This is a genomic window from Mycolicibacter icosiumassiliensis, from assembly GCF_900078685.2.
Classification (GTDB): domain Bacteria; phylum Actinomycetota; class Actinomycetes; order Mycobacteriales; family Mycobacteriaceae; genus Mycobacterium; species Mycobacterium icosiumassiliensis.
In genome coordinates this window covers 116,801-137,316 of the sequence record NZ_LT546166.1, presented here as the reverse complement: position 1 = coordinate 137,316, position 20,516 = coordinate 116,801, and the positions used below count along the sequence as shown (strand labels likewise).

Annotated in this window: 19 protein-coding genes and 1 pseudogene; 9 read left to right on the top strand and 11 right to left on the bottom strand. The window is 68.0% G+C overall.

The window, feature by feature from the left end:
• Nucleotides 1–67: 67 nt before the first annotated feature.
• From ccsB to hemL, 6 genes are read right to left on the bottom strand one after another with little or no spacing between them, the layout of a single operon-like run.
• On the bottom strand, nt 68–1,033 hold the full coding sequence (ccsB, locus tag BN4346_RS24235) for a c-type cytochrome biogenesis protein CcsB (RefSeq protein ID WP_067966814.1): 966 nt from the start codon (nt 1,031–1,033) through the stop codon (nt 68–70).
• On the bottom strand, nt 1,034–2,605 hold the full coding sequence (gene resB / locus BN4346_RS24230) for a cytochrome c biogenesis protein ResB (protein ID WP_067966812.1): 1,572 nt from the start codon (nt 2,603–2,605) through the stop codon (nt 1,034–1,036).
• Nucleotides 2,605–3,384, bottom strand: coding sequence for a cytochrome c biogenesis CcdA family protein (locus tag BN4346_RS24225; RefSeq protein ID WP_067966809.1), 780 nt, complete (start codon nt 3,382–3,384; stop codon nt 2,605–2,607). The genes resB and BN4346_RS24225 overlap by 1 nt, the downstream gene beginning before the upstream one ends.
• The gene (locus tag BN4346_RS24220) at nt 3,381–3,971 is read right to left on the bottom strand and encodes a TlpA disulfide reductase family protein (protein ID WP_067966806.1); all 591 of its coding nucleotides are present in this window, start codon (nt 3,969–3,971) and stop codon (nt 3,381–3,383) included. The genes BN4346_RS24225 and BN4346_RS24220 overlap by 4 nt, the downstream gene beginning before the upstream one ends.
• Nucleotides 3,972–3,973: 2 nt before the next feature.
• The gene (locus tag BN4346_RS24215; RefSeq protein WP_067966803.1) at nt 3,974–4,582 is read right to left on the bottom strand and encodes a histidine phosphatase family protein; all 609 of its coding nucleotides are present in this window, start codon (nt 4,580–4,582) and stop codon (nt 3,974–3,976) included.
• Nucleotides 4,582–5,901, bottom strand: coding sequence for a glutamate-1-semialdehyde 2,1-aminomutase (gene hemL, locus BN4346_RS24210; RefSeq protein WP_067966800.1), 1,320 nt, complete (start codon nt 5,899–5,901; stop codon nt 4,582–4,584). Before hemL ends, BN4346_RS24215 begins: the two co-directional genes overlap by 1 nt.
• A 92-nt stretch (nt 5,902–5,993) precedes the next feature.
• Here hemL and BN4346_RS24205 point away from each other — a divergent pair, with 92 nt between their 5' ends.
• The 4 genes and pseudogenes from BN4346_RS24205 to BN4346_RS50025 form a co-directional block, all read left to right on the top strand.
• The gene (locus tag BN4346_RS24205; protein WP_067967512.1) at nt 5,994–6,377 is read left to right on the top strand and encodes a nitroreductase family deazaflavin-dependent oxidoreductase; all 384 of its coding nucleotides are present in this window, start codon (nt 5,994–5,996) and stop codon (nt 6,375–6,377) included.
• A 2-nt stretch (nt 6,378–6,379) separates the two neighbouring features.
• A complete protein-coding gene (locus BN4346_RS24200) occupies nt 6,380–6,760 on the top strand; it encodes a nitroreductase family deazaflavin-dependent oxidoreductase (RefSeq protein ID WP_067966796.1) in 381 nt (126 codons plus the stop codon).
• Nucleotides 6,761–6,765: 5 nt separating this feature from the next.
• Nucleotides 6,766–7,968 carry a JmjC domain-containing protein gene (locus tag BN4346_RS24195; protein ID WP_067966793.1) on the top strand — a complete coding sequence of 401 codons (1,203 nt, stop codon included), beginning with the start codon at nt 6,766–6,768 and terminating at the stop codon, nt 7,966–7,968.
• Nucleotides 7,969–8,102: 134 nt separating this feature from the next.
• Nucleotides 8,103–8,610 (top strand): annotated as a pseudogene (locus BN4346_RS50025) (PPE family protein); the annotation flags it as partial.
• Nucleotides 8,611–9,012: 402 nt separating this feature from the next.
• On the opposite strand, the gene BN4346_RS24185 reads toward BN4346_RS50025, so the two are convergent.
• Nucleotides 9,013–10,383, bottom strand: a complete 1,371-nt coding sequence (locus BN4346_RS24185) for a PPE family protein, SVP subgroup (RefSeq protein WP_067966787.1) — start codon at nt 10,381–10,383, stop codon at nt 9,013–9,015.
• Nucleotides 10,384–10,551: 168 nt separating this feature from the next.
• Between BN4346_RS24185 and BN4346_RS24180 the strand changes: the two genes are divergently transcribed.
• The 3 genes from BN4346_RS24180 to BN4346_RS24170 are packed head-to-tail and all read left to right on the top strand — an operon-like array spanning nt 10,552 to nt 13,466.
• Nucleotides 10,552–11,595: an ABC transporter permease gene (locus BN4346_RS24180; RefSeq protein WP_067966784.1), complete on the top strand. Its 1,044-nt coding sequence runs from the start codon at nt 10,552–10,554 to the stop codon at nt 11,593–11,595.
• Between the two features lie 3 nt (nt 11,596–11,598).
• Nucleotides 11,599–12,588 carry an ABC transporter ATP-binding protein gene (locus tag BN4346_RS24175; protein ID WP_067966781.1) on the top strand — a complete coding sequence of 330 codons (990 nt, stop codon included), beginning with the start codon at nt 11,599–11,601 and terminating at the stop codon, nt 12,586–12,588.
• A 44-nt stretch (nt 12,589–12,632) separates the two neighbouring features.
• The gene (locus BN4346_RS24170; RefSeq protein WP_096867596.1) at nt 12,633–13,466 is read left to right on the top strand and encodes an alpha/beta hydrolase; all 834 of its coding nucleotides are present in this window, start codon (nt 12,633–12,635) and stop codon (nt 13,464–13,466) included.
• Nucleotides 13,467–13,501: 35 nt separating this feature from the next.
• Here BN4346_RS24170 and BN4346_RS24165 read toward each other — a convergent pair whose 3' ends face one another.
• The 4 genes from BN4346_RS24165 to BN4346_RS23145 all read right to left on the bottom strand — a co-directional run bounded on the left by BN4346_RS24165 (nt 13,502) and on the right by BN4346_RS23145 (nt 16,783).
• Nucleotides 13,502–13,810: a hypothetical protein gene (locus tag BN4346_RS24165; RefSeq protein WP_154677532.1), complete on the bottom strand. Its 309-nt coding sequence runs from the start codon at nt 13,808–13,810 to the stop codon at nt 13,502–13,504.
• A 32-nt stretch (nt 13,811–13,842) separates the two neighbouring features.
• Nucleotides 13,843–15,930 (bottom strand): heavy metal translocating P-type ATPase, encoded by a 2,088-nt coding sequence (locus BN4346_RS24160; RefSeq protein WP_067966778.1) that lies wholly within the window; start codon nt 15,928–15,930, stop codon nt 13,843–13,845.
• A 38-nt stretch (nt 15,931–15,968) separates the two neighbouring features.
• Nucleotides 15,969–16,175: a hypothetical protein gene (locus tag BN4346_RS24155; protein ID WP_235653694.1), complete on the bottom strand. Its 207-nt coding sequence runs from the start codon at nt 16,173–16,175 to the stop codon at nt 15,969–15,971.
• Between the two features lie 68 nt (nt 16,176–16,243).
• Complete coding sequence (locus BN4346_RS23145) at nt 16,244–16,783, bottom strand: hypothetical protein (protein ID WP_067966775.1); 540 nt, start codon at nt 16,781–16,783, stop codon at nt 16,244–16,246.
• Nucleotides 16,784–16,939: 156 nt separating this feature from the next.
• Between BN4346_RS23145 and BN4346_RS23070 the strand changes: the two genes are divergently transcribed.
• Together BN4346_RS23070 and BN4346_RS22940 are read left to right on the top strand one after the other, a co-directional pair.
• Nucleotides 16,940–19,111 (top strand): cellulase family glycosylhydrolase, encoded by a 2,172-nt coding sequence (locus BN4346_RS23070; RefSeq protein ID WP_268811452.1) that lies wholly within the window; start codon nt 16,940–16,942, stop codon nt 19,109–19,111.
• 72 nt (nt 19,112–19,183) lie between these two features.
• Entirely contained in the window at nt 19,184–20,128 is a 945-nt protein-coding gene (locus BN4346_RS22940) for a LysR family transcriptional regulator (RefSeq protein ID WP_067966772.1), read from the top strand.
• The last annotated feature ends 388 nt before the right edge of the window (nt 20,129–20,516 follow it).

Genomic DNA, 20,516 nt, shown 5'->3' with positions numbered 1-20,516 from the left:
TACGACGTCAATGGACGTCAGTAACCGCAGGGTAGCGCAGCTGTCATAAAGGAATCTGTCAGCTGGATTAGCCGACTCCGGCATACGAGTGCAGGCCGACGGTCACCAGGTTGACGAAAAACAGGTTGAAGATCATCGCCGCGAAGCCCACCACATTGATCCACGCCGCCTTGTAGTCGCGCCACCCGGCCGTCGACCTGGCATGGAGATAGGCGGCGTAGACGACCCAGGCGATGAATGAAACCGTCTCCTTGGGGTCCCAGCCCCAGTAACGGCCGGCCCAGATCGCGCCGAAGATCACACCGAAGCCGAACACCGGGAAAGCAAAGATCGTGGTCCGGTAGGCGATGCGGTCCAGGGTTTGCGCATCGGGCAGCCGGCGCACCATCCGTGCCAGAGCCCCCGGGGCGTCGGGGTCACTGAGCCGTGATGAGCGGATCAGAAACAGGATGCTGGCCACCCCGGCCACCAGAAACACCCCCGAACCGATGCTGACCACCGACACGTGGATCGGCAGCCAGTAGGACTGCAGGGCGGGCATGACCGGCGCGGCGGTGGCGTAGAGCCAGCGCCCGGAAACCGTCAGCAGGATCAGCACCGGCAGCAACACGAACACCCACAGGCTGCGGTGTTGCGGTCGGCGCAGTGCGACGGCGGCGGCCACCAGCCCGGAGAAGCAGGTCAGGTTGATGAACTCGTACATGTTGCCCCACGGCGGGCGCAGCGTGGCAGCGCCGCGGAACACGATGCAGGCCAGCAGCAGGGCGATGCCCAGGTAGACCAGGGCCAGGCCGGCGCGGCCCACCCGCTCGCCCAGGGGCCGTCGCTGCGCGGGGAGCACCACGCCCGGAGTGGTGCTGTCGGAGCGCACACCGCCGGCTGACACCAGCTCGGCCTCGGCTGGTGTGCGGGCACGGCTGGAGGCCAGTTCGACGGCCAGCAGCAGCAGCGCGATGACCAGCACAACCATCGCCGAGGTGAACGCCCAGTCGGAGTAGCGCGCCAGCCCGATGTCGATATGACTCGTATTCACCTACGTCTCCTTGCCGAACAGTCTCGTGCTCAAGCGCTCGAACTCGTCACCCCAGCCGGAGTTGTCGGTACGAGCCAGCCCGCCCAGCTCGACGTTCACCGTACCGGCCGGCGCCGTGGGCTCCGGCGTGATCCGGATCCAGATCCGGCGGCGACGCACGACCAGCGACACCACCAGCCCGGCCATCATCGTCATGGCAAACACCAGCACCCAGATCTCGGCCGGATCGTGCGACACCTGGATGTTGACGAACGGCACCGCACCGTCGAAGCGGACCTTGGTGCCGTCATCGAGGCGGATCTGTTCACCGGCCTTCAGGTTGGACCGGGCCACCTTGGTCAGCCGACCCTGGGCGATCAACCGGGAATCCAGGGTGAACAGGCTCTGCGGCCGACCGGTGTCGAGCCCGGTGTCGCCGCGGTAGACGTCGATCGCCACCGCAGGGTCGTTCATCGCGGGGAACGCGGACGACAGCAGCCGATTGTCGAGCTGTTCGGTCGGCGCGAACAGTCCCTGGATGCCGATCTGATGCTTGCGGCGCTCGCCGGCGTCGGGGTAAACCCCGGCCGGCGGGTCGATCCGGACCGCGCCCGACGACAACAGAGTCAGCGGGTTGTCTGGGCGGAACTGCACCGTCTGGGTGCGGGTCTGTCCGTCCGGGAAGGTCACAGTGAAGGTCGGCGCGTAGCCGTGTCCCTGCAGGTACGCCCGCACACCGCCGACCCGCAGCGGATGGTTGACCTCCAGCAGGTAGGGCCGCCATTGATCGGTGCGTAGGTCCTCGCCGGCCTGGTAGTCGATATTCGCGGTGAAGGAGGTTGCCAGTCCGGAGGCCAGGTAGTTGGCAGTGAAGTCGTTGACCCGCACGCACAGCGGATGCAGCTTGGTCCCGTCGACGGTGGCGCCGGCCCGGAACGAATCGAACGCGGCCGGCGACGCCGAGCAGAATCCGGGTCCGCCGTCGGCGATGACCATCACGTTGCCCTCATAGCCGAACATGCGGCCAAGCGCGACGGCGGCCAGCAGCCCCAGGAGCGCGAAATGGAAGATCAGATTGCCGAATTCGCGCAGATAGCCCTTCTCCGCCGAGATCTCAATGCCGCCGGCGGCGCCGGCCGAGGAGCGGGTGATCCGCCGCCAGCCGCGCAATTCCGCGGCCATCCTGGCCCCGAGCTCGTCAGCGTCCCCGGACAGCTGCGTCGTGGCGTGTTTGGGCAGCCGTGACAGGTTGCGCGGTGCGACGACCGGGGTGGCGCGCAGGTTGCGCAAATGTTCGAGGGTCCGCGGGGTCAGACAGCCGATCAGCGACACGCACAGCAGCACGTAGATGGCGGTGAACCAGAAACTGGAGAAGACCTCAAAGGCCTGCACGCGTTCCAATAACGGCCCCAGCACCGGGTGCAGCGCCAAGTACTCGTCGACTTTGGCCGCGTTGAGGCTGCGTTGCGGCAGCAGTGCCCCGGGGATGGCGGCCAGGGCGAGCAGCACCAGCAGCACCAGCGCGGTGCCCATCGAGGTCAGCGCCCGCCAGGTGTTGCGAACCCACGCCAGCGGTGCGGTGGTGGCGGCCATCAGATCGGCAGCCTGACATCGGAGACCAGCCCGTCACGCACCGCGGCCACGAAGTGGTCCCAGACGCCGGTAACCAGCGCGAGCCCGACCGCGATCAGCAGCACCCCGCCCAGCACCTGGATCGCCCGGGTGTGCCGGCGCAGCCAGCCCAGCCCGGCCACCGCGCTGGCCGACCCGAATGCCAGTGCCACGAACGGAATACCCAAGCCCAGGCAGTAGGCGATCACCAGCACCACGCCCCGGGCCACCCCCGCGCCGTCGGTGGTCGAGGCGACCGCGATCACCCCGGTCAGGGTGGGCCCCAGACACGGTGTCCAGCCGAGCGCGAACACCGCGCCCAGCAGCGGCGCCCCGAACACGGTGGACAACTGCTGGGGGGTGAAGCGGAGTTGGCGCTGCAGCGCGGGAACGAACCCGATGAACACCAAGCCCATCAGAATCGTCACCACGCCACCGATCCGTTGCAGCAGCACCTGATTGGTGATCAATGTGGTGGTCATGCCCAACACGGCCACCGAGCCCAGCAGGAACACCGCAGTAAACCCGGCGACGAACAACGCCGCCGAACCAGCGACGCGCCACCTGGCGCCCGGCGGAGCTTTCAGAGTGCCGGCCTCGGGTCGTTCATCGACGCCCACCACCGCCGCCAGATACGACAGGTAGCCCGGCACCAGCGGCACCACGCACGGCGAGGCGAAGGACACCAGCCCGGCCAACGCCGATACGGCGACGGCCAGCAGCAGCGGACCGGTGGTGGCGGTGGCGGTGAAGCCGCTCACGACGTCGCCTCGGCCGCCAGCCGCTGCACCACGGGCTGCAGATCTTCGGCCAGCACTTCACGCAGGAACACCGCCGCCACCCGGTGCTGCCGATCGAGCACCATGGTCGCCGGGATGACCGACGAGGGATAGCGACCGCCGAACGCGATCATGGTGCGCATCGCCGGGTCGTAGATCGACGGATAGGTGATGCGGCGGTCGGAGATGAAGTCGCGGGATGCCTGTGGCTCGGGGTCGCGGACGTCGATGCCCAGGAATGCCACACCCTGGGAGCGGGTGTCGTCGTAAACCTTCTGCAGTTGGCTGATTTCGGTGCGACAGGGTCCGCACCACTGCCCCCACACGTTGACGACGACGACCTTGCCACCGAAGTCGTCGACGCCGATGGTGCGCGACGGGTCCATCAGGTCAGGCCCGGAGATCCGGCCGGGCCGGCCGCGGGCCTCGGGAGGGTCGTAGAAGATGTCGGTCTTGCCGCCGGGCGAGACGAACTCGAAGGTGCCGCCGTGGGTGACGGCGTCGTCGCCGACCGAGCAGCCCGAGATCAGCGCGGCCAGCACTGCCCCGACGATCAGCACTGCCCGCATCGTCAGCCGCCAGCCGGAACCTGGTAATCGACGTCGACGAGACGATCACCGTGGTAGATCAACGTGGTCACCGAACCCACGCCGCATTCGCGCCGCCGCGGGTCGTGCCAGAGCCGGTTGCCGGTGAGGTGCTGACGCGCGGTCCAGACCGGCAGCTGATGGCTGACGCACACCACCTCGTGGCCGGCGGCGCGCGCGCGGGCCTTGCTCACCGCGGTGGCCATCCGGGCCGCGATCTGGTCGTAGGGCTCGCCCCACGACGGGGTGAACGGGTTACGCAGATGCCACCAGAACCGGGGGTTGCGCCAGGCGCCGTCGCCGGGCGAAACCCGCTTGCCCTCAAAGAAGTTGGCCGACTCGATGAGGTCGTCGTCGGTGTCGATGGCCAGGCTGTGCCGGGCCGCGATCGGGGCGGCGGTCTCCTGGGCGCGCTGCAGCGGCGAGGCGATCACCGCGACGATGTCGCGGCCGGCCAACAGGTCGGCGGCGGCGACGGCCTGGGCACGGCCGGTGTCGGAGAGCCGGAAGCCCGGCAGCCGGCCGTAGAGAATGCCGTCGGGATTGTGGACCTCGCCGTGGCGGATCAGGTGGACGCGAGTTTCTTCTGCCATCAGGGTTTCGGCTCTCCGGTGGTGGCGGCGGCACGTGCCGCGGCGGGTAGCGCGGCGGCGATCTGGTCAAAGGCTTCGTCGGCAAGGGCGGCCGAGACGAACCAGGCCTCGAAGGCGCTGCAGGGCAGGTAGACACCGGCTTGCAGCAGGGCATGGAAGAACGCCGGGAAGCGCCAGGTCTGACTCGCGCGGGCGGCGGCGAAGTCGGTGACGGGTTCCTCGGCGAAGAACACGCTGAACATGTTTCCGGCTCGCGGAATCTGGTGCGGCACACCGGCGTCGGCCAGCGCTTCGGCCAGCATCGCGGTCAGCCGGTCGGCGTTCTTGTCGAGTGCGGCGTAGACGTCGTCGTCGGCGGCGCGCAGCGTGGCCAGGCCGGCGGCGGTGGCCACCGGGTTCCCCGACAGCGTGCCGGCCTGATAGACCGGTCCCAGCGGCGCCAGCCGGTCCATCACTTCGGCCCGGCCGCCGAACGCCGCGGCCGGCAGTCCACCGCTGATCACCTTGCCGAAGGTGAACAGGTCGGCATCCACCGGATCGAGGCCATACCAACCACTTCGACTGACTCGGAAGCCGGTCATCACCTCATCGATGATCAGCAAGGCCCCGTGTTCGGCGGTGATCGTCCGCAGTTCGGCGTTGAACCCGGGCGCCGGCGGCACCACGCCCATGTTGCCGGGGCTGGCCTCGGTGATGACGGCGGCGATCTGGTCGCCGAATTCGGCGAAGGCCCCGCGGACTGCGTCGATGTCGTTGTAGGGCAACACGATTGTGTCGGCGGCGGTGGCGCCGGTGACCCCCGGCGACGACGGCAAGCCCAGGGTGGCGACCCCGGAGCCGGCGTCGGCGAGCAGCGCGTCGACGGGGCCGTGGTAGCAGCCGGAGAACTTGATGACCTTGGCCCGGCCGGTGAAGCCGCGGGCCAGCCGCAGTGCGCTCATGGTGGCCTCGGTGCCGGAGTTGACCAGCCGGACCTTGTCCACCGCGGGCACCCGGGCGATGATCTCGGTCACCAGCTCGGTCTCACCGCGGGTCGGCGCCCCAAACGACAGGCCGGTTCCGACGGCGTCGCGGACCGCCTCGACCACCGCGGGGTGGGCATGCCCCAGGATCATCGGTCCCCAGGAGCAGACCAGGTCCACATAGCGGTGGCCGTCGGCGTCGGTCAGCCAGCAGCCCTGCGCCTCGGCGATGAAGCGGGGCGTGCCCCCCACCGCTGCGAAAGCCCGGACCGGTGAGTTGACGCCGCCGGGGATCACCGCGCAGGCCTCGGCGAACAACCGCTCCGATACCGCTGTGGCTCGATCCGCATTACCCACGGCGACCAGTGTCCCAGCTCGCGCGACATCACTCGACTACAGGGTGTAGTTGAGGGTTGAAGTGGGTCGGCGGCCGGAGTTGGATGGCAGTCATGCAACTACCTCAGCGGCTGGCCCGATTCAACCGGCATGTCACCAACCCGATCCAGCGAATGTGGGCCGGCTGGGCTCCGACGTTCGGAATCCTCGAGCACGTCGGGCGGCGCTCCGGCAAGCCCTTCCGCACCCCGCTGACCGTGTTCAGCACCGATAACGGGGTGGCCATTCTGCTGACCTATGGCCCGGACCGGGATTGGCTGAAGAACATCACCGCCGCCGGCGGCGGCACCATGCGCCGGCACGGCAAGACCTTCGGCGTCACCGAACCGCGGGTGGTCAGCAAGGCAGAGGCGGCCGAGCACGTGAGTCCGCGGGCGCGCAGGGTCTTCGCCCGGCTGCCGTTCGAGCAGGCGGTGCTGCTCACCCGGCAGGGCTAGCGGTGCAGTTCTCCGAGCGACGTGCCCGGTTCAACCGGGTCGTGACGAATCCGCTGTTCCGCCCGATCTCCGGCTGGGTGCCGATGTGGTCGATCGTCGAGCACACCGGCCGGCGCTCCGGCGCGACGTACCGCACCCCGGTCTCGATGTTCCACACCGCCGACGGCGTCGCGGTGTTGCTTCCGTACGGAACCAGCCGCGACTGGGTGAAGAATCTGCAGGCCGCCGACGGCGGCCGGGTCAAGGTCGGCGGGAAGACGTTCACCGTCACGAACCCGCAGGTGGTGCCGACCGAGGAGGCGGTAGGGCTGCTGAAGGCGCCCTGGCGGCAGCTGCTCGGGCGCGCCGGGGTGCCGCATACCTTGTTGCTCACCCGCGCTTGAGGCCAATGTCGGACGTCGACGTTCCGGAGCCCCCGGAATCCCCGCTCGCCTGGCTGCTGGCGCCGGTGACGGTGCCGACTTTCCTGGACGAGCTGTGGGGCGCCGCCCCGCACCATCTGGGCCGGAGCCGCCCCGACTACTTTGACCGCCTGCTGGGCGGCTCGGCGGCGGTCGAGCAGCTACTGGCGGCGTTGAGCACCGAGCCGTCCGCGGTGCGCCTGGTGCGCGGCGCCGATCACTTGGAGCCCGAGCAATACACGCTGCCCGACGGCACTCTGGACGTGGCGCGGGTGCGCGCCGCGGCCGACAGCGGCTTCACGATCATCTGCAACAACATCGAGAAGTACCTGCGCGCCATGTCGACGTTGACCCATGGAGTCGAGGTCGAGCTGAACTTTCCGACTCACGTCAACGCCTACGTCACCCCGCCGACCGCCACCGGCTTCCTGCCGCACTACGACCACCACGACGTGCTGGTGCTGCAGATCCAGGGCAGCAAGACCTGGTATTTCTACGGCGACGATCCGGTGCCACCACACCTGATGCAACAGATGTACGAGGTCGACCCGGCCGGTCTTCCCAAGCCGACGAGTCTGCACCTGGAAGCTGGGGACACCCTCTACCTACCGCGAGGCCGCGTGCACTCCGCCGAGACGGGAGCCGAACCGTCGGTACACCTGACCGTCGGTATCCACGTACCGACGGTTCTCACGCTGCTGACCCATGCCTTGCATATGTTGAGTCTGCGCGACGACGTCGTGCACACCCGGTTGCCGGCGAAGCACCTGGACGACCCGCAGGTGCGGGCGAGCCTGGACGCACTGATCCATGCCGGGTTGTCCGCGATCGAGTCCCCCGACTCCCTCGCGGAAGGCCTTGGGGCCATGCAGGATTTTCTGGTCCGGCGTGCCCGCTGTCCGGTCGTCGGGCAAGTCAGCGACACCGTCGGGCTCGACGTCGACACCTGGGTGCGCAAGCAACAGCCGCTGTACTCCCGAGTGACCACCACGACCGACGGTGTCGGCCTGCAGTTCGCCCAGCTCATCGTCACCGCCCGCCCGGACCACAAGTCCGCAATGCGATTTTTGTCGGAACACACCGAGCCGTTCCGGGTCGGCGACCTGCCCGAACTGTCCGCCGCGCAACAGATTGAGCTGGCCCGCAGTCTGATCATGAGCGGCTTTCTGGTGCGTCCACCCGCCCGTTAAACCCGCCGAGGCACATGGCCTTCCATAAATGCGAACGGATCCGCAGCCGCGTCCCGCATTCCGAGGAAATTTCCAGGTAATGGACAAGATTTGAGGTTTAGACTTTTCGTCTATCCACCGCGCGAAAGGCGGCAATGACGGAGCCGATCTGGATGGCGTCACCACCGGAGGTGTACTCAGCCTTGCTGAGCAGCGGTCCGGGCGCGGGTCCACTGCTGGCGGCCGCCGCCATGTGGGACGCGTTGAGTACCGAATACACCGACGTGGCACAGGAACTTTCCACCATGCTTTCGGCGGTGCAGGCGGGATCGTGGCAGGGCCCGAGCGCGGAATCCTATGTGGCGGCGAATGTCCCGTATCTGGCTTGGCTGGCGAAAGCCGGTGCGGACAGCATGACGTTGGCCGCCCGGCATCAGACCGCCGCCACCGCCTACACCGCTGCGTTGGCCGCCATGCCGACGCTGGCCGAGCTGGCTGCCAACCACACCATTCACGCCGTGCTGGTGGCGACGAACTTCTTTGGGATCAATGCGATTCCGATCGCACTCAACGAAGCCGACTACACCCGGATGTGGGTCCAGGCGGCCACCACCATGTCGACGTACCAGGCGGTGGCCGGCGCCGCGGTGGCGTCATCCCCGGCGGCGTCGACCGCACCGACGGTGCTCAACCCCAATACCCCGCACCACCGCGACCACCAACACCGGACCGACCAAGCACCCACCCAGGACTTCGGCAACATCTTCCAGGAGAGCTGGTGGACCACCCGGATCGCCGAAATCAACGAGGCCATCCAAGCCGACCTGTCCAGCAACAATCCGCTCACCAGCCTGATCAGCGATCCGGTGCTGATGACGATCGCTCCGCACTACGCGGGGGAGATCGTGCTCGGGATGGCGCCTCCAGTGACGGCACTGACCGAGACCATGCTCGGCCTCGTCGCACCCATCTCACCGCTGGCCGGCTTCGCCGGCGGTGCCGGTCTGGCCGGCCTGGCGGGCATCAACGCTCCGCCGGAAAAGTCGCCGTAGATGCGGAATTCTTCTAACGGCCCAACAGGCGCATCTTCTGCTCGTTGTACTCGTCGTTGGTGATCAATCCACGGTCACGCAGCTCGGCGAATTCACGGATCTCGGCGGCGATCCCCATCACCGACGGACCTGGGTTGCCCTCGACGTCACCGGTCGCCGACTCCGCCGCCGGGTCGCCAGCCGCGCGTTGCGGCATCGCAACCCTCGCCGACGATTCCGGTTCGGCGCCCCCGCGGCCGCGGCTGACCGAGCCCGCCAAGGCGCTGCCCCCCATGCCCGCCAGCGCCATCTGGCTGAACGCGGTGCCGGCGCCGCTGAGCGATGCCGCCGGGGCACCGCCGAAGCCCGGTCCGGCCAGCGGCTTGGTGTAGGACAGGCTCCGAATCTCCGGAGCGTTGGCCGCCCAATTGATCGGCACCGACAAGTTCCCGGCGTTAATCGCCTCGCCCATCGCCGCCGACATCGACGCCCCGGGCAGCATCGGCCGCGACGGGGTCAACGGGGAGAACAGATCGATGTTGCGCAGGATCTCGTACTCCACCATCCGCAACTGGTCCTGCTCGGACAAGATCTCCCGGGTGCTGGCGTCCGCCGCGGTCCAGGCCCCGGCCGATATCCCGACGCCGATCGCCGACGCAGCCAGGGAAGTCGCCGCGATCAAGTTCAACCCGAGCAGGTCGGGTATCGCGGGCGTCTCCTGGGCCGCTCCCACCGCCGCCGCGCCCGCCTGCAGCACGGTGTTCTGCGGTGCCCCGAAGATCCCCGAGGCCAGCTGGCCCAGCAGGGACTGGACGTCCGATGACGATGACGTGGCCGCGGCGGTCCCGACCGAGGCGGCCTGGCTGGCCGGACCGGCGGGATTGCTGGTCTGCGGAGGTGTCTGGAAGGGTGTCAGGCCGGTGGCGGCCGCAGATGCGCCAGCGTAGGCATACATCGCGGCCGCGTCCTGGGCCCACATCTCGCCGTATTCGGCCTCGTTGGCCGCGATCGCCGCAGTGTTGGTGCCCAACACATTGGTGGCGATCAGCAGCAGCAATTGAGCGCGGTTGGTCGCCACCACCGAGGGCGGCACCGTCGCGCCGTGCGCCGCCTCATAGGCCGCCGCCGCCGCGTTCGCCTGTGCTGTGGTCTGGTCGATCTGCGCCGCGGTGGCGGTCATCCAGGCCACGTACAGCGCTGCGGCCCGAGTCAGCGCCGCCGACGACGGCCCCAGCCAGGCTTGGGCCGTCAGCTCGGCGATCACCGATTCGTACGACGCGACCGCCGAGTGCAGTTCGGCGGAGACCGCGCCCCAGGCGGCGGCAGCGGCACGCATCGGCGCAGAGCCCGGCCCGGTGTAGATCCGCAACGAGTTGATCTCAGGTGGCAGGGCAGCGTAATTCATCACCGACCCCCTCCCTGGGGCGTACACCGGGCTCATGAAAGCGGCGTGTGTGTATTTGTAGCCCAAAAGCTATCGGTTGACCGGGCATTCCGGATTTGCGGAGGCCCTTCCGTCTCGCGCCGAGATGGCGGTCCCGGCTGGACGCTGCGATAACATGCGCGCGTGCGGATGTTAATCACCGCGTTTCGCGATCTGCAGTGGCGACTGCGCCGGTTCATCGTTGCCGCGGTGGGTACCGCGATGGTGTTCGCCCTGACCCTGGTGCTGGCCGGGCTGACCCACGGGTTCCGGGTCGAGGCCGAACACGTGGTCGATTCACTGAACATCGACGGCTACCTGATCCAGACTGCTGCGGTAGGGCCGTTCATGGGCTCGTCGCGGTTCCCGCAGGCCGAAGCAGGCGATGTCGCCCGAATTCCCGGAGTGGACGCGGCGCTGCCGGTGGTCTACGGCAACACCATCCTGCAGGACGGCAAGTCGCCACTGAACGTGAATATCTACGGCGTGCCGAAGGCCGCGATGCCGCCGCTCACCGCGGGCCGCGCTCCAACCGAGCCCAACGAGATCGCCATGTCGACCACGCTCAAACGCGCCGTCGGTGACGAGATCGAGCTGGGTGCGGACAAGGTGCGGATCGTTGGCCTGGTGGAGAAGTCGACCACGCTGGCCGGCCAACCCAATGGCTTCCTGACCGTGGCGGGCGCTCAACGACTGATGTATTCGGGTCAGCCGGTGGTCTCCGCGATCGGCGTGCGGGGCAAGCCGGCACACGTACCGGAGGGCTACCGGGTGGTGGACCGGACCGCCGCCGTCGACGACATGGTTCGCCCACTGGCGGGCGCGCAGATGGCCCTGTCGTACATGTCAGTGCTGCTGTGGGGTGTCGCTGGGCTCATCGTGGGCTCGCTGATCTACCTGTCCGCGCTGGAACGCACCCGCGACTTCGCGGTGTTCAAGGCGCTGGGGGTCACCACGTGGATGGTGCTGACCGGGCTGGCGCTGCAGGCGGTGATCGTCGCGGTGGCCGCGGCGGTGCTCGGCGGCGTCTTGGCGGTGTCGATCGGGCCGCTGTTTCCGATGCTGGTGGCGGTGACCGGGTCGTCGTTCGCGCTGCTGGTCCTGACCGCGGTGGGGATCGGGCTGCTGGCCAGCCTGGCGGGTCTACGCCACGCGGTGGCCGTGGACCCGGTACTGGCGTTCGGAGGGCCGTAACCCATGGGAGACCTGCAGATCCGTGATCTGGTCATCGAATACGCCACCGGCGGTGGGGAACCGATCCGTCCCATCCACGGCCTGAGCCTGGACGTGCCGGCCGGCTCAATGGTGGTGGTGCTCGGTCCCAGCGGCTGCGGCAAGACCACCCTGCTGTCGTGCCTGGGCGGCATCCTGAGCCCGACCAGCGGTCAGATCCTGTTCGGCGCCACCGATGTGACCACACTCAGCCGGCGCGACATCACCTCCTACCGGCGGCGCACCGTCGGCATCGTCTTCCAGGCGTTCAATCTGGTGCCGAGCCTGACCGCGCTGGAGAACGTGATGGTGCCGATGTGGGCGGCCGGATGGACCCAGTGGTCCGCCCAAGAACGTGCCCGGGATCTGCTGTCACGGGTCGGTCTGGCCGACCGGACTGACCACCACCCCGGGCAGCTCAGTGGTGGCCAGCAGCAGCGAGTGGCGGTGGCGCGCGCCCTGGCCCTAGATCCGCCGCTGATCCTGGCCGACGAACCCACGGCGCAACTGGACTACGTCCGGGCCGGCGAAGTCGTGCAACTGCTGCGGTTGCTGGCGGCCGGCGATCGCGTTGTGGTGGTCGCGACCCACGACACCCGGATCGTCCCGCTGGCCGACATCGTCATCCAGCTGTCGCCGACCGCAGTACCGACGCGCCCGCAGCAGGCGCCGGTCCTGCTGGGACCGGGCTCGGTGCTGCTCGAGCAGGGCACCGTCGAGGACCTGATCTACGTTGTCACCGAAGGCGAGGTCGAGATCGCCCCCGATTCGGCGGGCGCCGGCGACGGGCTGCTCAAGATCGGCAAGCCAGACCAGTACGCCGGCCAGCTCGGACCCATGGTGCGGATCCCCCGCTCGGCGACGGTCCGTGCCCCACGTGAGGCAACCGTCGTGAGTTACACGGTGGACGCGTTTCGCCAGCAGTTCGGCCGCCCGCCCGTTCCCGATGTTCCTAACGAACCCGCATCAACCTGATCAATACTGCGGCGTGCCGGGCGAAACCGAGCATGCGCCGCGCGATGATGCTGTACATGGCAGATTTGACCCGCCGGGCTGCTTTGCGCCTCGGGGTCGGTGCCGCGGGGGCTGCAGGCCTATTCGGCGTGGGTGTGGGGCGACACCCGGCCGAGTCGCGGGCGACCGGTAATACCTATCCGACCCGGGAATCCGGCACGTTCGTGTCGGCGGCTCGCGGCGGGGTGGAGACCAATTGGATCATCGCCCGCCCCCCGGGACAGACCGCTCCGCTGCGGCCGGTGATCGCCCTGCACTGCAAGGACGGCGACGCGGCCTGGGTGATGGATCTGGGCGTCGAAGAAGAGCTGGCGAAGCTGACCGCAGCGGGCCGGCCGCCCTTCGCGGTGGTGGCCGTCGACGGCGGCAACACCTACTGGCGCCGACACAGTTCCGGTGAGGACTCCGGCGCGATGGTGCTCAATGAGCTGATCCCGATGCTGCCGGAGAAGGGTATCGACACCACCCGGGTCGGTTTCATGGGCTGGTCGATGGGCGGCTACGGCGCACTGCAGCTGGGCACCCGGCTGGGTCCGTCGCGCACCGCGGGGATCTGTGCCATCAGCCCGGCGATCTACATGACCTACTTCGGCGCACCCGCCGGTGCATTCGACAGCGTCGATGACTGGCGGACGAACTCGGTTTTCAACCTGGTGCCGCGACTGGCCCCGTTCCCGCTGCGCGTCGACTGCGGGACTGCGGACAGCTTCGCCTACGCGACCAAGAGTTTCATCGGCCAGCTGAACCCGCCGCCGGCCGGCGGGTTCGCCCCCGGCGGTCACGACGTGTCCTATTGGCGGGAACAGCTTCCCGCCGAGTTGGCCTGGCTGGATTCGTGATCCCGCCCCAATAGGCCCGGCGGTTCAGGCGATCACTAGGGCTGATTCATCGGGTTCATCGGGCTGGCCGGATTCGCCGGATTCATCGGGCTCGCTGGATTCGCCGGGTTTGCCGGGTTCAGCGGACTGTTGATGTTGGCCGGATTGGTCAGGCTGTTGGGGCCATATGGGCCGACGTTGCAGACAGCATTCGCGTTGGCCATGCAATCGCTGGGACTGAACGGGTCGGGATTGGCCGGATCCGCACCAGCCGGCCCGCACACGGCCAGAGCAAACGCTGCCAGACCGGCGCATACCGCCCCGACCTTGGCGATCACGCCATGAGAAACGTTGCCTGCATACATAGAGCAAACCCCCTGTTCGACTTTTTCGGACCCTACCGCGCGAAACGTCGAAGCCTCAGGCTATTGGTCACCACCAGAACCGACGAGGCCGCCATCGCCGCGCCCGCGATCATCGGGTTGAGCAGCCCGGCGGCCGCCAGCGGGATCGCCGCAATGTTGTAGCCGAACGCCCAGATCAGGTTCTGCCGGATGATTCGCAGTGTGCGTGCGGACAGCCGCAGCGCGGTCGGAACCGTGCCGAGGTCACCGCGCACCAGCGTCACGTCACCGGCCTCGATGGCGGCGTCGGTGCCGGTTCCCATCGCCATCCCGATATCGGCGGTGGCCAGCGCTACCGAGTCGTTGACGCCGTCGCCGACCATGGCCACCCGCCGGCCCTGCGCCTGCAGCCGCTTGACCGCCTCGGCCTTGTCCGCAGGCAAGACGTTGGCGATCACGTTGGCCGGATCGATCCCGACCTCGGCTGCCACCGTGCGCGCCACCGCAGCACCGTCCCCGGTAAGCAGCATTGGGGTGATGCCCATGGCCTTGAGTTCGGCCACCGCGGCCGCGCTGGTGGGTCGCACGGTGTCGGTCAGGGTGATCGTGCCGCGCGCCCGGCCGTCCCAGCAGACCTCGACGGCGGTCCCGGTCTCGTGCGCAGCGGCCGATCGCGTGACCTCGACACGCACACCGTCCACCACCCCGGTCACCCCGTGGCCCGGACGGCTGACGAACTCGGTGACCCGGCCGATCTCCAGGCCGCCGGCCTTGGCCCCGGCGACGATGGCCGCGGCGATCGGGTGCTCGGATGCCGATTCGACGGCGGCGGCCCGAGCCAGCACAGTGTTCGGGTCCTCGCCGCGAGCGACCGCGAGACCGCCGACAGCCATCACGCCGGTGGTGACCGTGCCGGTCTTGTCCAGCACCACGGTGTCGATGTCCTTGACGGCCTCCAGGACCTGCGGGTTCTTGATCAGGATGCCGAGCTGCGCGCCGCGGCCGGTGCCGACCAGGATGGCGGTGGGCGTGGCAAGCCCCAGCGCGCACGGGCAAGCGATGATCAGCACGGCGACGGCCGCGGTGAACGCCGCTGCGACGGACGCACCGGCCAGCAGCCAGCCGGCCAGGGTGAGGGCGGCGATCCCCAGCACCGCGGGCACGAACACCGCCGAGACCCGATCGGCGAGCCGCTGGACCGAGGCCTTGCCGGCCTGGGCATCGGCGACCATGGTGGCCATCCGGGCCAGCTGGGTGTCGGCGCCGACCTTGGTGGCGCGGACCAGCACCAGCCCGGTGGTGTTGAGCGAACCGCCCAGCACCGAGTCGCCGTCGCCGACGTCGATGGGTAGCGATTCGCCGGTCATCGCCGAGGTGTCCAGCGCGGTGGTGCCGTCGATGACCACGCCGTCGGCGGCGACCCGCTCCCCCGGCCGAACCACGATCACGTCGCCCACCCGTAGATCGGCGATCGGCACCCGGACCTCGGTCAGCACACCGGCCTCGCGCCGCATGACCGCGGCGTCTTTGGCCCCGAGTTCCAGCAGTTCCCGCAGCGCCGCGCCCGCCGAACGTTTGGCGTGCGATTCGGCGTAACGGCCGGCCAGCAGGAAGACCGTGACAACGGCCGCCACCTCGAAATACAGGTGACCCGCCCCGGTGAAGACCGCCACCGCCGACCACAGATAGGCCGCCCATGTGCCCAGCGAAACCAGGGTGTCCATCGTGGCGGCGCGGTGCACAGCGCTGCGCAATGCGGCGCGGTGGAACGGATAGCCGCCCCACGCCACGATCGGGGTGGTCAGCGCGAACACCACCCACTGCCAGCCGCTGAACTGCCAAGCCATCACCATCGACAGCGCCACCACGGGCACGGCGAGCACTGCCGAGCCGATCAGCCAAGAGCGCAGCCGTGCGGCCGGCACATCTGCATGTTCGGAGGCGTGCTCGACCGGGTGGGCCGCACCGACCACGGAGGCCTGATAACCAGTGCTCTCCACAGCGTGCACCAGGTCGGCTGCCGAGACGTTCGGATCGTGTTCGACGCGGGCCCGTTCGACCGCGAAGTTCACCGTGGCATGCACCCCGTCGAGTGCATTCAAGCCGCGCTCCACTCGCGCCGCGCACGACGCACAGGTCATTCCCCGTAGTTCGAGATCGGTGGTAGTCACCCCACCGACTATACCCCCATGGGGTATTCCAGTTCTGGAGTTCGCCAGGCGCGGCGCAGGCGCGCGGCGCCTACCACGGCCAGCACCCCGGCGGCCGTCGCCAGCACCCACGCCAGCAACAGCATCCGTGGGTGGTAACTCACCGAGGTGGTAGCCGGTTCGCCGTCGATGACCGGCGCGACCAACACCAGGTAGCGCACCTGCAACCAGCTCATCACGCAGCCCACCGCCGCGGCGGCAGCCAACGCCAACTCGACGACGGCCCGGAGAATCGGGACGGTCCTCACCAGGACGATCCGTCCTCGACGTCGGTCTCGGCAGGCCCACCGGGCGGGACGGTCTCCGGAATCACTTCGCTGAGTGCGGCACGAAGCCCGCGATGGTCCCGCGCCCAGGCCTGCACCGTGCGCCGACCTGTCAGCCTCAATCCGATGCCCGCTCGGCGTCGGGGCACCCCACTGAGCTCGCCCAGCGCCCGGGACTCCTGCCACTTCTCCGGTTCCTGCTTGCCCCAGCCGGTGGGCCGCGGCGCCTCGGGGTAGACCGCCACGATGTCGGCGACCCGCATGGTTTCGGTGCCCTGTCGCAACGTGTCCGCCGTCAGCTCGACGGAGGTGTGGATACGCGCCGCCTTCACCTGGATGGCGAGCATCGTTGAGACCAGCACCAACAACACGGTGGGAACCAAGGGCTGAAAGCCGTAGCCGCCGGAGTTCTGGATCAGTACCAATAGTCCCGCGGAGATCGGGCCGAACAACACCCAATACCAGCTGGCACCGCGCTCGAAGAACAGCGGTGCGGGTGGCGGCTGGGGCTCAGACATGTCGGGTCAGCCTAACCCGGGCCCGAGGCTCGCAACACCTAGCCGCAACCTCCCGACTGTTTTGCCGATTCTTAAGTTACGCGCCAGTAAGCGCGTTAGATTTGGTCTAAATAGATGCTTTACACAGGTTTGCCATAACTTGGAGATGAAGCCAGGATGATGCGCCGCAACGGTTCCCCTGCAAAACGCCACATCGCCTGCCGGGTCGTCGGGATTGCTGCGACCACGGGGGCATATCTGACATTCGGGCTGGCTCCGCTGGTCTCGCCGCCACCCGCCCAGGCCGATTTCGATGACGCGATCGACGCCGCCATCGCACCCTTCCTAGACAGCACGACCAACACCCTCGACTGGGACGCGGTGTTCTCCCCGACGGCCTGGGACACCTTCTGGACCCCGGCCCACTGGGACACCGTCCTGACCGAACTAGCCGGCGCCGCCCTGGCCGGCCCCGCGGCCCTCGACCCCAACACCATGCTCCTGCAGTACTTCTACACCCCGATCCACACCGGCATCGAAGACTGGATCCACAGCGACCTGGGCCAACAAGTCAACAACCTCATCAACCAACCCTTCCTCACCCTCACCGGACGCGCCCTGATCGGCGACGGCATCGACGGCACCGCCGAACACCACAACGGCACCGACGGCGGCTGGCTCTTCGGCGACGGCGGAAACGGCTGGCATGCCACCGAATCCGGCGGCATCGGCGGCGCCGGCGGCAACGCCGGCATGTTCGGCAACGGCGGAAACGGCGGCGACGGCGGAAACGGCGGCTGGCTGATGGGCAACGGCGGCACCGGCGGCGACGCCGGCGACGGCGTCTACACCGGCCCCGGCGACCTCCCCGCCCTCGGCGGCGCCGGCGGCAACGCCAGCATGCTGCTCGGCACCCACGGCGACCACGGCCACTACGGCACCCTCGACGGCGCCCCGGCCGCGGTCGCTGGGATCACCACGGCCGGCACCTGGATCACCGACGCCGACGGACGGGTCCTCAATCTGCACGGATTCAACGAGGTTTACAAGATTGCGCCGTATGAGCCGTCCGCTGGTGGGTTCAGCGACGACGACGCGGCGTTCCTGGCCGCCAACGGCTTCAATTCGGTACGGCTGGGAGTCATCTGGGCGGGAGTGGAACCGCAGCCCGGCGTAATCGACTACAACTACCTGGCCTCGATCAACCAGACCGTGCAGATCCTGGCCAACCACGGCATCGTCAGCATCATCGACTTCCACCAGGACGACTTCAGCCCGGTCTTCGGCGGGGAGGGCGCACCCGAATGGGCCACCCAGACCGGCGGACTGCCCAACCCCGACATCGGTTTCGGACTCAACTACCCACTCAACCCCGCAGAGAATCACGCCTGGGATATGTTCTGGTCCAACGCTAAAGGCCCCGACGGAGTAGGCCTTTTGAACCACTACGCGCGGATGACCCAGGCCGTTGCGGACTACTTCAAAGACGACCCCAGCATCGCCGGCTACGAGATCATCAACGAGCCCTGGGCCGGATCTACCTGGTTGTCAACGATATTCGGGAATTCCTTCTACGAAGCTCAACAGCTGACTCCCTTCTACAACCAGGTGAGCGCAGCGATCCGGTCCGTCGACCCGACGACACCGTTGATCTACGAGCCCAACACCCTGTTCAACGAGGCGGTACCGACACAGCTGGGTCCGGTGGACGACCCGCACGGCGTCTTCGCATTCCACGACTACTGCATGCTGACCAGCATCAGCGCGGCCCTGTCCCCACTGTGCCCGGGGTACATCGAGTTGGAGGCGGACAACGGCGCGGCCTACACCAGCAAGTACGGCGTGCCGGGATTCATCTCGGAGTTCGGCTCCGGAAACGGCGCCGCGGAAGCCATCATGGTGATGAACGCCGCCGACCAGCACATGTGGGGCTGGTCGAACTGGGCCTACAACGGAGTACCCGCAATCACCGGCACCGCGCCGGGCAATGCGCTGGTCTTCGACCCGAGCAAGCCGCCCGTGGGCGACAATGTCGATTGGGCCAGGCTGGAAGCCACGTCGGCGCCGTACGCACAGGCTGTTGCCGGCACCCCGACCTCCTGGTCGTTCGACAACGGCACCTTCCAGCTCAGCTACTCCACCGAGATAGCCGGCAGCACAGGACACTTCGCCGCCGGATCCCAGACCGAGATCTCGGTACCCAACATCCAGTACCCGGACGGTTATCAAGTCAGTGTCACCGGCGGACATGTCGTCTCGGCGCCTGGCGCGCCGGTGCTGATCATCGCCTCGGACAGCGGCGCCACCACCGTCACCGTCACCGTGACGGCCGCCGGCGGCCCGACCTGAGCAGCGTGATCGCTGGGGCAATTCGAGATGCTCGCGGGAAAACTAGACACGAACAGATCGGGCGTCCCGGCTATGCTTAGCCCCATCGAGATCAACACCCGCAAGTTAGGCTACTTCGTGGCGGTGGCCGAAGAACTGCACTTCAGCAAGGCCGCGGAACGCGTTCACCTGGCCCAGCAGGCCCTCAGCCGCCAGATCAAGGAACTCGAGAACCTGGTCGGCGCCAAGCTGTTGGAGCGGACCACCCGCAAGGTGACGCTGACGCCCGCCGGCGAAGCCTTCCTGGAGGGAGCGCGCACGGCGCTCCTTGCTCTTGATGAGGCTGCGTCCGCCGCCCGACGGGCCGCACGCGGGCTGGCCGGCACGCTGCGGCTGGGCTACGTCCCCGGCGCTGCCCTCGAACTGACACCGTTGATCCTGGCCGAGTTCGCGCAACGCCACCCCGCCGTCGTCGTTGAGATGCAAGAGTTTCCGGTCCACGACTCATCGGCGGGCCTGGCATCAGGTGCCACTGACGTGGCGTTCGTGCGCCTGCCGAAGGGCATACCCAACATCGAGACGGAGGTTTTGTTCGTCGATCCGGTCGTGGCGATGGTGGCGAGCTCGCACCGCCTGGCCGGCCGGGGTTCGGTGTCCGCGCGGGATCTCGTCGGTGATCCGATCACCAACGGGGACACCGTAGACGAGGCTTACCGCGCATTCTGGTGTCTGGAGGCGGCACGCGACGAGTCAACCAAGGCCCGCCACGTTCCGATCAGCTCGATCACCGAGGAAGCACAACTGGTCGCGACCGGAGCGGCTATCGCGGTCACCAGCGCAGTGGTCAGGAACTTCATGCCGCTCCCGGGCGTGCGCTTCCTGGCGATCAACGACTGGCCCGGCTCGGCGATCGCCGTTGGCTGGCACCGAGACGAACGCTCCCCCCTGGTCGCCCAGTTCCTTGACGTCGCGCTCGCGGTGCGAGATCGGGAGTCCGAGCTCGTACACAGCATGGAAAACAGGCCGACAACCGCCTGATTCATAACGCTGACGTTGTCAATGCAGCGGCTGTTTGGTGTTTCCGTTCCCGGCCAAGAATTGTCAGCATTGACGAAGGGAATTATTAGAATTCCTGCTCAGAGCTAGCGGTATCTGAGAAAGCACGTCCAGGGGTGTTAGGCAATGACTGGTCAGCGTTCCGTCACGCGTGCTCGCCGGTGGGGCCAAGCCCCGGCGCGTTGTCGCCTAGTCGGTTTCAGTGTCAGTGCCGTGGCGTTCGGGCTGGCTCCGCTGGTCTCTCCGCCACCCGCCCAGGCCGATTTCGATGACGCGATCGACGCCGCCATCGCACCCTTCCTAGACAGCACGACCAACACCCTCGACTGGGACGCGGTGTTCTCCCCGACGGCCTGGGACACCTTCTGGA

What these genes read in the sequence shown, in the direction of transcription:
- resB (WP_067966812.1), bottom strand. Translation starts at nt 2,605, where the DNA reads ATGGCCGCCACCACCGCACCGCTGGCGTGGGTTCGCAACACCTGGCGG.
- BN4346_RS24220 (WP_067966806.1), bottom strand. Translation starts at nt 3,971, where the DNA reads ATGCGGGCAGTGCTGATCGTCGGGGCAGTGCTGGCCGCGCTGATCTCG.
- BN4346_RS24215 (WP_067966803.1), bottom strand. Translation starts at nt 4,582, where the DNA reads ATGGCAGAAGAAACTCGCGTCCACCTGATCCGCCACGGCGAGGTCCAC.
- BN4346_RS24205 (WP_067967512.1), top strand. Translation starts at nt 5,994, where the DNA reads ATGCAACTACCTCAGCGGCTGGCCCGATTCAACCGGCATGTCACCAAC.
- BN4346_RS24195 (WP_067966793.1), top strand. Translation starts at nt 6,766, where the DNA reads ATGTCGGACGTCGACGTTCCGGAGCCCCCGGAATCCCCGCTCGCCTGG.
- BN4346_RS24185 (WP_067966787.1), bottom strand. Translation starts at nt 10,383, where the DNA reads ATGAATTACGCTGCCCTGCCACCTGAGATCAACTCGTTGCGGATCTAC.
- BN4346_RS24180 (WP_067966784.1), top strand. Translation starts at nt 10,552, where the DNA reads ATGTTAATCACCGCGTTTCGCGATCTGCAGTGGCGACTGCGCCGGTTC.
- BN4346_RS24175 (WP_067966781.1), top strand. Translation starts at nt 11,599, where the DNA reads ATGGGAGACCTGCAGATCCGTGATCTGGTCATCGAATACGCCACCGGC.
- BN4346_RS24170 (WP_096867596.1), top strand. Translation starts at nt 12,633, where the DNA reads ATGATGCTGTACATGGCAGATTTGACCCGCCGGGCTGCTTTGCGCCTC.
- BN4346_RS24165 (WP_154677532.1), bottom strand. Translation starts at nt 13,810, where the DNA reads ATGTATGCAGGCAACGTTTCTCATGGCGTGATCGCCAAGGTCGGGGCG.
- BN4346_RS24160 (WP_067966778.1), bottom strand. Translation starts at nt 15,930, where the DNA reads ATGACCTGTGCGTCGTGCGCGGCGCGAGTGGAGCGCGGCTTGAATGCA.
- BN4346_RS24155 (WP_235653694.1), bottom strand. Translation starts at nt 16,175, where the DNA reads ATGAGCTGGTTGCAGGTGCGCTACCTGGTGTTGGTCGCGCCGGTCATC.
- BN4346_RS23145 (WP_067966775.1), bottom strand. Translation starts at nt 16,783, where the DNA reads ATGTCTGAGCCCCAGCCGCCACCCGCACCGCTGTTCTTCGAGCGCGGT.
- BN4346_RS23070 (WP_268811452.1), top strand. Translation starts at nt 16,940, where the DNA reads ATGATGCGCCGCAACGGTTCCCCTGCAAAACGCCACATCGCCTGCCGG.
- BN4346_RS22940 (WP_067966772.1), top strand. Translation starts at nt 19,184, where the DNA reads ATGCTTAGCCCCATCGAGATCAACACCCGCAAGTTAGGCTACTTCGTG.